This is a genomic window from uncultured Shewanella sp. (assembly GCF_947501665.1).
GTDB lineage: Bacteria > Pseudomonadota > Gammaproteobacteria > Enterobacterales > Shewanellaceae > Shewanella.
In genome coordinates this window covers 1-14432 of record NZ_CANMWS010000043.1, presented here as the reverse complement: position 1 = coordinate 14432, position 14432 = coordinate 1, and the positions used below count along the sequence as shown (strand labels likewise).

Sequence of the window (14432 nt, the reverse complement as noted above, 5' to 3'; positions counted from 1 at the left end):
ATAATAATTTTAATGAGACGATAAGAAGTGTCGCGTGAAAACTGGATGTCAAAAAATAGGCGGTTCTAGCACAGAGGAACTGTCTGATAATGTATGTTTTTCATTATACACAGCGTGTAATGCATTGATCCGTGCTTATAGGCCCTTATTGGATCAATATGACTTAACCTATCCTCAGTATTTAGTGATGCAATCTCTTTGGTTTGAAAGTGAAACCAATTTGACTGACTTATCTAAGGTAACACGGTTAGATATGGGGACATTAACGCCCATCGTAAAAAGACTAGAGTTGAAATCATTGCTTAAGCGTTGTGTTAATCCCAACGATGAGCGTAAGAAAGTAATTAGTTTGACTGAAGAAGGATTATCAATGAAACAAAACGCATTAAAACAGAAGCAAAAGTTGCTAGATAAGATGACCCTTTCTACTGATGATATTGAGCAGTTACGCCACTTATGTTTAGGTGTGATAAATGATTTAAGCTAATAAGGGTCATTAGCCCTTAATGGTAATGAATAAAAGAGTGTACAATCTGAGGTCATCTTGTCAGATCCTGTTATAATGCGAAGTAATGTAAGACAAGTTATGTCGATTGAAGGTTATTGAATGAATTTAAAGCAAGAATTACAAGATTTAAATAATAAGTTAGATAAATCACGTCGTAAGTTAGCCGCGGCTGAGCAGCGTGGTGATCGCGGCGTAGTATTACAATTTAAGCAAGAAGTTAATGCGTTGACTAAACGTATTAATAGTATTAAAAATCAACAAACACGTGAATTAGGTAAAACAGGCCAGAACGTAAAAGACATGCGTTTTAATCGTGTATTAACGACGGCTGAACAGGCCGATATGGGAAAATTAAAGAAATCTGTTAGAGGATTAGTGGTTGTTCACCCTATGACGGCATTAGGGCGCGAAATGGGTTTAAAAGAAGTGACAGGATTTGCCCCAGCTGCATTTTAGTCATTTTATGTACTCTGTATTGTGAGTGTAAGTAGAGTCCGGTAATGGTGTTAAGGAATCAATGTCGTTGCCGTTTGGATTTTTTGTTAAGACGTATGTGAACTCAACATTGAGCGCTATCGTTAAGGTTTTTTCATGTCGATTAAGTATGTCGCAACGTCAAAACTGCCCACACCTTGGGGGGTATTTGATATGCATGGTTTTGAAGATAGTGAGACCCATAAAGAGCATGTTGCACTGACATTGGGTGAGTTTGATGCTGACGCCCCTATTTTAGGCCGTATTCATTCCGAGTGTTTAACTGGTGATGCCTTGTTTAGCTTACGTTGTGATTGTGGTTTTCAATTGCAAACAGCAATGGAGCATATTGCTGAAGTGGGACAAGGTTTTATTTTGTATTTACGTCAAGAAGGGCGAGGGATCGGGTTACTGAATAAAATCCGTGCTTATGAATTACAAGATAAAGGGGCGAATACTGTCGAAGCAAATGAACAGTTAGGCTTTGATGCTGATCAGCGTCAATATAATATGATTTTGCCTATGATGAAGCAGATTGGTGTCAGTAGGGTTAAATTACTAACGAATAACCCACGTAAAGTAAAGGCAATGAAATCCTTAGGTATTGAGGTTGTTGAACGTCTTCCCTTACAAGTGGGGAAAAATCGTTATAATGAACAATACTTAAAAACAAAGTCTACACAGCTTGGTCATATGATGTCTGAATATCATTTTTCAGACAAGGATGAATAACTATTGATGACCTGAACCTGTTTAGCAGGTTTAGGTTTCTTATTTGATGTGGATTAATAATATTAATGGAAATTAATTTGTTCATTATTATTGTCATTGTGACTTTCCTTTACGTTGATTTATTAACAAGTTAAGTATCTGAATTTTAAGTTTTTTTATTTTTATTGTTTATATTTATTTAAATGATGAAAAAAAAGATTTTTTTATCTTTATAATTATTTTTATTTTAAAATGGATAGTTATAGCGTAATGAATCGTAAAGTAATATTAGTTTTTGTATTGTTTTTTATATGTTTGAATTTTTATTTGAAATAGATAGCTGAAACTAATTAATGAGGACTTTATCAATAATCATGATAAATTCATAATCAATCAGAAATATTATGATTGATTGTACTTTATTATGGGGATTTTATGAGGTGGTTTTATTCTGTTCTATTTCTTTTTAATAAGAAAAACATATCGATTTTTATTTTATTCTATTCATCATCTCTTTTTGCCAAACCTATAGAGCAATTAATTCGACCTGATAATGATCCGAGTCATTTATATTCAGTTTCTAAAGATGGACAATCTAAAAAGCTTGTTAATAAGCTGATGGCAGCAAATGTACCATCTTTGATGGCCGTGACCGATGCGGCACCGACTGTAACCAATATTCCTCAGTTTCGCTCCCCGACACCTTTTGAAGTTGATGATATTATTGAGACTTTGCAAAGAATGGGTATTAACTTAGTGCGTTTATATCCTCCATCAATCGTGGGCGGAGGGTTCAGTGAAAATGGCTATATCACGGATACAGCCAAGATAACGGGTTATGATAAGAGTCAAGCGATAAATACGAGTGAGAATCCAACGGGAAATAAAGTGAATAGCCCCGATGCTATACATTATGATAAAGTCAAATTTGAGGCACTTAAGCAAACGTTAGCCAAATTACAAGTAAAAGGGATTCAAGTTGTTTTTCCTATGATAGATACTTGGTGTTTTTTGGGGGGGATCCCAAACTTTGTGGATATGGTCGATGAGTCTTATGGCAGTGATATTAATGGTGATCCAATTAAATTGAGCCGCTGTTATGGTCATTCTAAAGCTGAAAACAAACAAATTAGGACTGAAAATCAACGTAAAATAACGGCTTTTTATACTCAAGAACGATATCGAAATGCATTTAAAAGTTACGTTAAATTATTAACGAGAGAGTTTGGCGAATATAAAAATATTATTTGGGAAACGGGAAATGAGTTAGGTGAATCAGCTCGATATAATGGTAACTTGTTGGCGAATAAGACGGAAGAAGAGGGTTTTTCTACAGAACAAAAACAACGCCTAATTGATTTGAATCTTTGGACTCGTCATATTGCGAAGTTTATTAAAAATCAGTATGTAAAAAATAAAAATAATCCCACCCCACCACCGCCACATTTATTAATGGATGGGAGTTACGGTGTTGATCTTGGTGTTATTGATAATCCAGAATTAACTGGCAGCTTGGCGGACAATAATATTGATATTGTATCGAATCATTATTATCAAAATTGGGGAATGAACACACTATATAAATTAGACACCGATAAGATTAAGTTACAGTCTCCGCAGGACCAAAAACCTTATTTCGTGGGTGAATTTATGTGCAGTTATCAATGTGATGATGCATTCTTAACAGAATTTGAAGCTGGGGCTGATGAGAATTTCAGTACCTTTGCAGGTTTTTGGAGTTTACAGGGGCATGCTGATCAGGGATTACATTGGGATAAGAAAAAAAGTGCTGCCGTTCGTATCGACAATACTTTTCGTACGGGTAGTTATAACCATAATGAACATTTAGGTTATTCTAGTTATCACTATCCGGGATTTTTAAGTAAAAACAGTGATGCTGATTATAATAAACAAGGTAAGCTGACTCCTAAACATGATGTCGTAACGCGATTTACTCAGCTCGCTGTACGCTTATCTGGTAGTCAAAAAACCGATAACCTCGCCAGTACTCATGTAGTAGTGGAAAAGGATAAAATGGGTCAGAATATTGTTAAAAACGGTAAGAATGTCCTCGGGTGGGCGGGGGTCTCTGGGGCATTAGGTTATTGCTTATTTGATAATACAAGTCATCGGCCTATGCTGAATAATGACATTCAATTTATCGATAAAAAAGGTCGGCAGTTTGCGGGCTATCTCATTGCTCCTTCTGTGACTGATCACTCTTACGCGGTGAGGCCTTATCAATATGTTATTCATGATTGTACAACGCCATAAGCCAGTAAAGGACATTCAGCGATTGAGTGTCCTTTACTGTCATTTGTAGGGATCACTTAGTTGTTTTTAGTTGTCCCCCAAATGTCGGTATTAGCTTGGGCTAACGGTTTTTTTGTTGTTTGCTTGCTTGAACTTGTATCGACTCTGGGCGCCGGAAGTGGGAGTTTATGCAGTTTTAAGTACAAGTATTCGACTTTATCACGTGCCCATTGAGTTTTTCGTAAAAATTTTAGACTGGACTTGATACTGGGATCATGATTAAAGCAGCGTATATCGATACGTTGGCCTAATTCTTCCCATCCGTAATGATCGACAAGGTCGTTGAGCAGATCTTCTAATTTTATCCCGTGTAGTGGGTTATTGACTTGGGTCATAAAGCATAGGTCATCTAAAAATCATTATTGAACTTATGATACCAGATTGAATTCAGGGCTGCTTGTTTTGTTAGAAGGCGTTTATTTTGCTGAGTGCGGGCTCATGAAAAAAGGAGACACGAGGTCTCCTTTTTGAAGGGTTAAGCATTGAATGTATTATTCGAAGCTAATACTCCAAGAATTGATAGTACCTGTATCTTGGTTTGCGCTATCAACTGCTTTTAGTGTCCAAGTACCTTGTGAGTCGCCGTCTGAATAATCAACAGAGTAAGTTTTGTTGATATCATCTGTACCGCTGCCAGAATTATCATGCAGTACAGCGACTTGACCTGTTGGGCTCGTTAGTCTCACGTCTAAATCACCGATATAAGTATGTGAGATATCAATCGTCACAGAGACGGTACCAGAATCACCAGTACGAGTTGCTTCGATTGAACTTGAAGCTCCAGTGGTGCTGTTATCTGGAATACTGTAACTTGTGGTATTTGAGTAAGTTGCTGGTCCGCCAGTATTATCACCATCATCAGTTGCGGTGTAATTAGCTTCTAAGCTTGCACCACTAAAGGCTTCATAGCCGTGAACCATGACATAATAAGTACCAGATTGTGCTGAAGATATTGCACATGATTCAGTGTTACCTGTATTCCAAGAACGACAATCGTAACTAGAAGTCGTCGGGTTTGCGCCGAATGAAACATATAAGTCTGCATCACCACTGCCACCGCTTAAGGCGAAGTTTAATTCACTTGCCCCTGCTGGCACATCTATGCTGTAGTACAATGCACCATTTTTAGACGCTGAAAGGCTGGTTTTAGCGACACCGTTAGTCAGAGTCTCATCATCACCGCTTCCACCGCCATCAGTCGGCCCATCGCAAGACAGAGCTAGATATGCATCGGCCGCTTCAGCATCAACTAAACCATAACCTGTTTTGTCATCGCGGCCTGCCGTTTCAAGATCTTCGGCTGTCGCTTTTAGTGCGGCACGAATTTGTTCAGCACTACAATCAGTGTGGTTACTCCAGACTAATGTCGCTACACCTGAGACATGAGGAGTCGCCATTGATGTGCCATTATAGTATTGATAATCTTCACCAGCTGTCGCTGCAACGGTTGTTTGAGAGCCGACTTGATCCAGTAGCGCAAGGCCTGTATTTCTATCGACACTGACCGATACCATAGGGACTGCATCATTAGTATCGACTAAGAATGGATTCTGTAGTCCAGGCAGTGATGAATTACTGTAAACAATTGCGGCGCTACCACCTGCATTGTAACAAGCTTCAGCTGCAGCGATTTCTGCGGCATTGGCGCTTAAGCCTGATGCACGTTCAACCAAACAAATCTTGTTGCTCATGCTGCTACAGTTATAAGTGGTGCTGCCAGTGCTACAGGCTTTTAAGGTATCGGTTACGCTACCAGTATTGAATTGCTGTTCATAGTTACCGCTGACTTGAATGTAACGATTATGTGGAACAACGCCACTGTCGAAATAAGATTGGCCGTTAATGGTAATATCCGCGAGTACACCTTCACCTTGTGTTACAGTAGACAGTACTGCGGTACCGGGTCCTGAAATTTCAACTTGGTCGGTATATTGTGAGAAATCAGAGTGATCTTTGTTGCTATCAACAGAGGCAACTGACATGACTGCATCATAAGAGGCTGGGTAGCTATGGGTGCTATCACCATCGTTACCCGCAGCGGCGATAAGCAGTACGCCATTGTTTTGGTGAGCCGCTAAGGCATTTTTTTCTGTCGCACTGTAAGATGGGCCACCTAAACTCATGGTGACCACGTTTGCACCATTAGATACACAGTCATCAACTGCATCAACTAAATCAGAGGTATAACCCCAGCCACTTTCATTAAACACTTTAATGATATGAATATTAACGTTTTGATTTGGCATGACACCGACAACACCACTGCCATTGGCGATAGCTGCAATCGTCCCTGCTACGTGTGTACCATGTGCGTTATTATTACCTGGTTCATACCAATTTCCTGTACCTGAATTATTGGTACCCGATGCGTTATTACCACTTAAATCACTATGACTCGCATCATAACCAGAATCGATGATACAAATGGTGCGATTACCTGCTTGGGAGTCACTGATGACAGTTGCACCCACATAAGTTTGACCCCATGGTGTGGTTTCACTTAATAGACGACGTGGGACATCTTCTTCTACGTAATCAACATCAGAACGTAAACGTAATGACTTTAAGCTGTCGTCATCTAATTTAGCCGTATAGCTATTTCGACGTGCTATACGCTTCATTTCTTTGGCTTTAACACTATTAAGTACACTGTGATGTGAAAAAGCAGGATTAATGCTTGATGAACTTGATAGCGAGTTGATGCCATTGGTTGTCGTATCGCTGTCTTTGAATTTAACGATATAGCGCTTTGGTAGAGGCGCATCAGCTTGATGAGATTGAGCGGGTAATAGCTCAGGACCGACTGAAGGTGCCGCATGTACATTTGCTGAAATCGCAATGGCAAGGGCTGAAAGTGTCAGCGCTGCTTTAGTTGATTTTTTGAATGTCATATTTTTATTCCACATTTATTATCGTATTGTAATTATTATTGAACAGTCTTGGTTATTAGTTCCAAAGATCTGGTTACTCCGCTAATAAATCTACCCGCATGTTATCTCGTTGTAAATGCATAGTTAATCTTGTTTTTTTTAACCAAAAAGAATATTAATAAATTCTAATAATGATTATTTTTATTGTTTTTATGCGAATTTCACCCTCTGTATTCACAATAATTGGGTTTTTATTCGTTAATGAGATATTTGTTATTTTTTTTACTTTGACTCTTAAACTGCTTTTTTAATTGAAATATTACTCATATGTACATGATTAATAATTAAAAGTATGACAAAATGTTTCATATCTATAATTTTGATAAATAATATATTCATTTTAGTTATTAATGATTTCTTACTTACTCAATTGAGGTTTACTTTAGGTGTGATTATCTGAATACTGATTTGTTGGCAGTATTAAGTATGTGTTTTTGATTAATATTCGAAGGAAGAGACTGTATTGTTCTTTGTGTAAATTTTGACAGTTTTTTGTAGCATAAGGCTAGATCCTGAGTTGTCTTGTTAAAAACAGTCATTTTTAACAGTTGTATTATGGCTGTTACTCTTTGGTGATTATTTTACCGATTATTGTGGAACCTTTTAACGAGGTAGAGGTTATGCAGTGTTGTTATTCTCGGCTTGGGTTCCAAACGTCGCGCTATCTCCTCCATCCATGGAGTCGTCGGCTTGGGTTCCAGGTAGCAGATATTGCCTATATTCATATGGGACTGATTAACAAATGTCGTGTTTGTATGGATATGAATGGACAACCTTGCCTACCGTATATTGAACTCCCGCTGAAAGTTCATTGAAATAATGGAATGGGGATAATGGAAAGAAGGCTGACTGTAGGGGATGATTTCATTGAAGGGTTGAGAAAGGGGATGGCTAACGGTATTTGTCCGTTTATGCGCTTATTGAAGGATGAAAACCGCCAATTGGACGGTTTTCATTTGAATTTATTGCGTTGACATTAGTCGTCTGCTTCGCGTATTAGAAATTATAGCTATATTGCATACTGTAATAAACGGCATTTGACTGAGTTGTCGCTGTAACATCACCGACAAAAGCACTGGTTTCTGTTAGGTGAGTTTTCTTACCTCGTACAAAGGCAATGCCCAAGTCCAGAGATGATTTTTGGTTAAAGTGATAGCTCACACCGCCTGTGTACCAATTACGATCAGAATCTGGAATTGATAATGAACTTAAATCGCCAACAACACCTTGGTCATACATATAACCGATGCGGGCAGTCCATGTATCATTGATGTCATAAGTCCCACCGACGCTGAATAACCATGAGTCATCCCATTGGTACTCTTTTAAGACCACATTATTGCCATCAACTGCACTATCTAATAGTGTGAGTTTATCGAATTCAGCCCATTGAGTGTATTGTGCAGTATAAGATAAGGCAAAATGTTCAGTGATTTGATGAAATCCACCAAGCTGAGCAATATTAGGCAGCGGTATTTCAATCTGATCATAACTGACGCCTAATCGCTCGATGGTGTCACCATTGGCTTTAATGGTGGGACTATAGCGATAACTAAGACCGATACGGTTATTACTATTGATTTCATAAGCTAGTCCAGCGATACCCCCCACGCCCCAACCACTGGCTTCAACATCAGCAACGTAATAGTCGGCCACAATAACGGTATTGCCTGCATATAAGGGCCCGTTACGAGTGAGCTTACCTGTGCCGTAAACAAAATCAACACCAAGGCCAATACTGATGTATTCATTGAATCGATAAGAGACACTGGCATTAAAGTCAACTGATGTGATTTCAGTTTCGCCGAGCAGATCGATAGGCGCTTGAGTGGTGGCCGTTGTGTCTTTAGTGATGGCGGATGTATCGGTTCCCGTGCCGAAGTTACTGAATGCAGCAAAACCCATGGCCCAGCTTTCATTTATTGGCTGTATATAATAGGCATTAGGAATAATTTTACCTGAGCCTGCACTGTCATCACTACCAAAATTGGTTGTGGCTGAGCTGACATCATCGACACTGACATTAACATCAGCATAGGTGATCCCAAGAGATACAGCTTTATCTTTGAAAAGCGCCATTGCTGCTGGATTGCGAGATAATACCGATGCGTTGTCTGCAATGATGGCATCACCGGCCATTGCGCGGCCAAGACCCGTTGCGGATTGACTGTTTAGTTGAAAACCGGCTGCCATTGCTTGAGAGCTGGCTAGCGTAATTGAAATAGCAAGGAACGTCTTGTTGAAGCGTTTCATAATCATCATCTCTTTATTTAAGGTCTTGCTTATATGACTTGCTGAATAGCCGAGTCGCAAGATCCACTTGTTAGACCAGCGCATGGTAGAGGAGTTAACGCCTACTCAGCAACTCCGACCAGATGCATTTTTTGGTATAATTCGTTAATTAAGGTTGTTATTTATGAACAACTGTTAGGAGCTTACTTCAAAAAAGGCTTATAAAGCAAACTAATAGTTTGACCTTATAAGGGGAGGGAAATAAGCTTCGAGGTTAAGGTTATGTAAATAGTATGAGAATATCCAGTATTTGATGATGAATAAATAAGCGCACAAATGTGCGCTTATTTATTTTTCTTTAGGCTGAAGTGGGATTAGAGCTTGGCTGAGAAGGCATTAAACTGCGCTGAAACTGTTTCACAAGGGGTGAATATTTTACTGACAATAATACCGACAAATGTTGCAAGTATGAAACCTGGTAGGATTTCGTAAAGATCGAAAAACCCACCGGATAATTGTTTCCAAATGATGACAGTCAATGCACCAGTGATAATGGAGGCGATGGCACCATTTCGACTAAAGCCTTTCCAAAAAAGAGATAACAATACTACGGGCCCAAATGCGGCGCCAAATCCAGCCCAAGCATAGCTGACTAAACTCAGTACACTGCTTTGAGGATTGAGAGCGATGATGCCTGCAATTAATGCAATAGAAAGTACGCCTGCACGACCAACAAAGAGTAATTCTTTATCATCGGCTTTTGGTCTTAACCATTTCTTATAGAAATCTTCAGTGATCACGCTTGAACACACTAATAGTTGTGAATCTATGGTACTCATAATAGCAGAAAGAATTGCAGCAATAAGTAAGCCACTGATCCAAGGATTAAAAGCAGCGTTAGCTAAATGGATAAAAACAGTTTCAGGATTTTCTAATGGGCTATCCATAAAATAGAGGCTGCCCACAAGACCTGTGGCTAAAGCACCTATCAGGGCCATGACCATCCAACTCATGGCGATACGACGAGATTTTGGAATATCTTCAGGTGAGTTAATGGCCATAAAACGCGTTAAGATATGGGGCTGTCCAAAATAGCCTAACCCCCAGGCTAATAAGGAGATTAATCCAAGCGCGGTGGTGTTGTCATGGATAAATTGCAACATGTTAGGGTCGAAGCTGTCTAATCCATCTTGCGTAGCGGGTTGGTTAAAAATAGCGACAGGAACGAATAATAAGGCTGCGAGCATCATACAACCTTGAAAAAAGTCAGTCCAACTGACTGCAAAGTACCCGCCAACAAAGGTATAGGCAACAATGATGCCAGAACCAATGATTAGCGCTAAGGTGTAATTTAAACCAAAGGCTTTTTCAAATAAAATTGCACCACCAACCATGCCTGAAGATGCATAAAAAGTAAAAAAGACTAAAATGGTAAAGGCTGAAACGAGTTTTAGAACGCCATTTTTATCGTTAAATCTTTTTTCAAAGAAGTCAGGTAATGTGAGTGCGTTACTGGTAAATTCTGTGTAGATGCGTAATCGTTTAGCCACTAATAACCAATTAAGCCAAGCGCCAAAGACAAGGCCTATTCCTATCCAAGCTTCGCCTAATCCGCCTAAATAGACTGCGCCGGGGAGTCCTAGTAGTAGCCAGCCAGACATATCTGATGCACCGACACTTAATGCCGTGACTCCAGGGCCCATACTGCGACCGCCAAGGATATAATCGTCAATTGAATCGGTTGATTTATAGGCGATGAAACCAATGCCTATCATCAGGGCAAGATAACCAATAAAGGTAATGAGAACGGGTAATTCTATGTTCATGATTATTGAGTTATATTTTTATTGTTGGATTGTGGGGGCTATGCTAACAGATGTTGACTAATTGGCTCAATCATGGAGAAGAAATAGTCGGGAGATCTGACCTTTCGGTTTATCTCCCCATGAAAATTTGTAATGTGATTAAATAAAACTTTGCTTAATTTCGTTTTTAACGTAATTAATATCTTGATTGTTATCACCAACAAGTAACATATAAGCTCCATCCATCTTAAAGCCGAGCCCTTTGAGCTGATTGTCGGCAAAAGCCGTTTGTAAATGCATCCTATCTTCAACAGGAACAATAAACAGTGTGACCTTACCTTTCTCACCTTGCATCACTAAGTGCAAGCTTTTAACACCTTGAAAGTCACAATAGGTACTATAAAAGACTTTACCTGGTTGTTGGGTAAACTTAGCATGGGTTAACTGCGTTAATTGAGCCAATTTAGCATTGACTGTTTGATAAGGAATATTTTCATTGCTAGTCAGTGCGTTTTCTTCATGATGAACATGGGCAAGAGCGTGAGCACTGAGATCCACAGGTCCAAGTCTAAAAAGCGTAAAACTTATTCCCGCAATAAAGGCGATAGATGCTGCTAATGCAATTGTAAATGCCGTCTTTTTACGTTGTCCTTGATGCTGACGCAATTGCTGATTTAACAGTAGTTTATCGCTCAGGTCTTGGGGAACCTCAATGTTTAATGCACTTTCTATTTGTTGATCTAGACTGTGAAGTTCATCCATAAAAATGGCTTTTTTAGGATCCTCTTTTATCGCTTGAATAAATTCAGGCGATTGATTATGAGGATCGGCATAAGCTTGACGTCTAAATTTTAGCTCATCCATGTGATTGTCCTCTCGCTTGGGGTTGTTCAAGAGCCTGTTTTAATTGATGGCGAGCTCTAAATAACCGTGTCATCACTGTATTCGTGTTGAGTGACAAAATTTTTGCAATTTCCTCACCACTGAAACCACCAATTAGCTGAAGCAATAAGGGCTCTCTGTATTCTAAAGCGAGTCTTTCAATTTGCTTTTGCAATAAGTGATGCTCAACTTTATGTTCAGTGCTGGGCGAAAAAGTATCATGTAATTCTTCTTGTTCTATATCTGAATAAGTGAATTGTTTTCGTTCAAAACGCCGTGCATTTTCTCGCCTGAGGATAGTGATAAGCCAAGCTTTGGCGGCTTTCTCATCTTTAAGCGTATCAAGGGAGCGCCAAGCGCGTAAAAACGTTTCTTGAGTAATATCTTCAGCAACATGCTTATCACCACTTAGCCAATAGGCATAGCGGTAAATATCAGTATGAAGTGCCTTGACTAGGCTATTATATCGTCGTTGTTTATTTAGCATATTAGAAGAGACCGTGGATGGGCTCTTTTTCTTTCGCCAATGACGCAACATTTTTTTATTTCATGAGAATAGAGGTGCTTAAAGCTTAATGCCTATATCAATTAATTACAAAGTAATTAATTGATATAGCATCGTTTTATGAGATTGTCGTATATAGTGAAAAGTTGTTAAATCAAATGGTTATGGATTTAAGTTTGATAAAGATGATGCTTTTTTCTTTTTATTTTTTGTATTCAGTTGCTCTGTTGCTTGTAAAATTTGAGTATAATCAATTGATTCAGTTGTTTTAGAAAAAGCGCCGCGCTGTAAGGCGGTAATGGCACTTGCCATTTCTTTCGATAAGGCCGCTATTTTATCGAGTGTCATGGGATGCTGATAAGTTTGTGAAAAATGCTCTTGTAAACTGATTAGCACTTGGCTGGGGTTTTGTGCTTGGCAAGCTTGTTTTAAGCTCATGTTTACTTTCATATTATCTTCGTTTGGAACTTGATGTTTACTCACTTTGCTGTGCTGATTTTGTGTGTGTTTTCGCCACAAAATAATGAAGGCTATCGCTGTGATAAGCCATAAACATGCAAAAGTGGCTGCGATCCACATCCAATAAGTGGGCGCGTTGGAGGCCGGCGCACTGGCTTGTATTTGCGGTGCAGGTACGTCTATTTCTTCAGCGGCTTTAACGGTGATGACTTTTGCAGGTAATGTTGCCATTTCTTGTTTGTTCAAATGTGGGTTCCACCAAGGAACGTCGATAGCGGGCAAGGTATAAGTACCAGCTTTGGTGGGAATAATGGCAGTTGTTTGGCTGAGTGTTGCAAGAATTTTATTATCCCTGATGGTATTTTTACGTTGGGGCTTTTCTGGATAAGACTTGAATGCTGTTGGTAAGTTGAGGTTGAGATCCGGTAAGCGGCTTTCATCTGTATTGACAGCGGTTAATGTGACAGTTCGTGTAATTGGAGTACCGACTTGATAGTCGGTTTCTTGTGCTGTGTTTTCATTAAGCAGGACGAGATCTGCAACCAGCCATTGTCCGTGGTAATTTGCTGGTTTGGCTTTAATATTGAGTTCAGTATTGCCAGCTTGGGTTTGAATAGGGCGACTATCTGTAAAGCCAAATAAGCTATTACTGCGCTGAGATTGAACTACAATATCCCCGTTAAAACTGGCTCCCTGAATGGTTAATTTGCCAGGCTTATCTGCAATGATGGCATAATTTCGCTCTATGACTCTAAAGCGGCGGCCATTGATGATTTGAGTGCTGTCTGTATCTTCACCGAGTTGTTTAACTTCTGCGCCAGTAACAACGGGCTCATTGAGTACGCCTCGTTGCAATTCAGCCCCTAAGAAGAGTTTCACTCGATAGTTAACCATTTGATCGACATAAGCTTGCTCACTGGATATATGAGCTTCCATATATACATTTTGTGTTTTTTTAGGGGCACTGCCTCGGGGTTTTACTGTAATTTTGATTGGAGCAGAGCTGACTCCATCAATAGTCAAGGCGGGGATCAGTAAGTGGCCTTGTCGTTTCGGTAAGAGTAGCATTTGCCATTGGGTTTCTTTGGTCGTATTAAAATTCACCATGCGAGTACTGTGACTCGTACGAGGCCTTTGCATGGTAAAATCGGCTTCAAGAGCTTGGGTATTGAGGTCTTGAGTGTCTAAGCTGTCATCAGCTGTGACGGTCAATACAATTGATTCACCTTCATTAACGGTATTGTTGTCAACGGAGGCTTGCAAGCTTGTGAGTGCGCTCGCGGGAAAAGCTGTGATTAACCCGAGAAGTAAAATGAGGTGAAGTGATCGTCTTACCACTGTTGATTGTCCTTTGGTTTAGCCCCGTTTTGAAGGCGTTTTTGATATTCTAGTTGCATTTTATTGCGCAATAATAATTGAGGGTCGTCAGCAAGTGAACGTAAAGCACGTTGCATATCTGCTGGCAATGGCTCTTCAGGTGCAGTGTTATCCTGTTCGCTTTTTTGAGCATTGAGCGGATCTTGCTTATCCTGCTGACTTTGTTGGTCTTGCTTATCCTGCTGGCTTTGTTGGTCTTGCTTATCCTGCTGGCTTTGTTGGTCTTGCTTATCCTG

The 14432-nt window shown here is 39.6% G+C and carries 12 protein-coding genes and 1 pseudogene; 5 read left to right on the top strand and 8 right to left on the bottom strand.

Features of this window, described 5'->3' with window-relative positions; all coding sequences use genetic code 11:
* The first annotated feature begins 34 nt into the window (after positions 1-34).
* The 4 genes from Q0976_RS22650 to Q0976_RS22635 all read left to right on the top strand — a co-directional run bounded on the left by Q0976_RS22650 (position 35) and on the right by Q0976_RS22635 (position 3967).
* A complete protein-coding gene (locus Q0976_RS22650) occupies positions 35-487 on the top strand; it encodes a MarR family transcriptional regulator (RefSeq protein WP_299496831.1) in 453 nt (150 codons plus the stop codon).
* Positions 488-607: 120 nt separating this feature from the next.
* A complete protein-coding gene (locus Q0976_RS22645) occupies positions 608-964 on the top strand; it encodes a YibL family ribosome-associated protein (protein WP_299496829.1) in 357 nt (118 codons plus the stop codon).
* 135 nt (positions 965-1099) lie between these two features.
* Positions 1100-1714 carry a GTP cyclohydrolase II gene (ribA, locus tag Q0976_RS22640; protein ID WP_299496826.1) on the top strand — a complete coding sequence of 205 codons (615 nt, stop codon included), beginning with the start codon at positions 1100-1102 and terminating at the stop codon, positions 1712-1714.
* A gap of 414 nt (positions 1715-2128) precedes the next feature.
* On the top strand, positions 2129-3967 hold the full coding sequence (locus Q0976_RS22635) for a hypothetical protein (RefSeq protein WP_299496824.1): 1839 nt from the start codon (positions 2129-2131) through the stop codon (positions 3965-3967).
* Between the two features lie 56 nt (positions 3968-4023).
* On the opposite strand, the gene Q0976_RS22630 is transcribed toward Q0976_RS22635, so the two are convergent.
* Positions 4024-4341: a VF530 family protein gene (locus Q0976_RS22630; protein ID WP_299496822.1), complete on the bottom strand. Its 318-nt coding sequence runs from the start codon at positions 4339-4341 to the stop codon at positions 4024-4026.
* 156 nt (positions 4342-4497) lie between these two features.
* Positions 4498-6897, bottom strand: coding sequence for a S8 family serine peptidase (locus tag Q0976_RS22625; protein ID WP_299496820.1), 2400 nt, complete (start codon positions 6895-6897; stop codon positions 4498-4500).
* Positions 6898-7769: 872 nt separating this feature from the next.
* Between Q0976_RS22625 and Q0976_RS22620 the strand changes: the two genes are divergently transcribed.
* Complete coding sequence (locus Q0976_RS22620; RefSeq protein ID WP_299496818.1) at positions 7770-7910, top strand: hypothetical protein; 141 nt, start codon at positions 7770-7772, stop codon at positions 7908-7910.
* Between the two features lie 22 nt (positions 7911-7932).
* On the opposite strand, the gene Q0976_RS22615 is transcribed toward Q0976_RS22620, so the two are convergent.
* The 6 genes and pseudogenes from Q0976_RS22615 to Q0976_RS22590 form a co-directional block, all read right to left on the bottom strand.
* Positions 7933-9189, bottom strand: coding sequence for an OmpP1/FadL family transporter (locus tag Q0976_RS22615; RefSeq protein ID WP_299496816.1), 1257 nt, complete (start codon positions 9187-9189; stop codon positions 7933-7935).
* A 353-nt stretch (positions 9190-9542) separates the two neighbouring features.
* Complete coding sequence (putP, locus tag Q0976_RS22610) at positions 9543-10994, bottom strand: sodium/proline symporter PutP (protein ID WP_299496814.1); 1452 nt, start codon at positions 10992-10994, stop codon at positions 9543-9545.
* A 138-nt stretch (positions 10995-11132) separates the two neighbouring features.
* Positions 11133-11837 carry a DUF3379 domain-containing protein gene (locus Q0976_RS22605; protein ID WP_299496812.1) on the bottom strand — a complete coding sequence of 235 codons (705 nt, stop codon included), beginning with the start codon at positions 11835-11837 and terminating at the stop codon, positions 11133-11135.
* Positions 11830-12393: a sigma-70 family RNA polymerase sigma factor gene (locus Q0976_RS22600; RefSeq protein ID WP_299496809.1), complete on the bottom strand. Its 564-nt coding sequence runs from the start codon at positions 12391-12393 to the stop codon at positions 11830-11832. Before Q0976_RS22600 ends, Q0976_RS22605 begins: the two co-directional genes overlap by 8 nt.
* 129 nt (positions 12394-12522) lie before the next feature.
* Positions 12523-14157, bottom strand: coding sequence for a BatD family protein (locus Q0976_RS22595; protein ID WP_299496807.1), 1635 nt, complete (start codon positions 14155-14157; stop codon positions 12523-12525).
* Positions 14151-14432 (bottom strand): annotated as a pseudogene (locus Q0976_RS22590) (hypothetical protein); the annotation flags it as partial. The pseudogene Q0976_RS22590 and the gene Q0976_RS22595, both read right to left, overlap by 7 nt.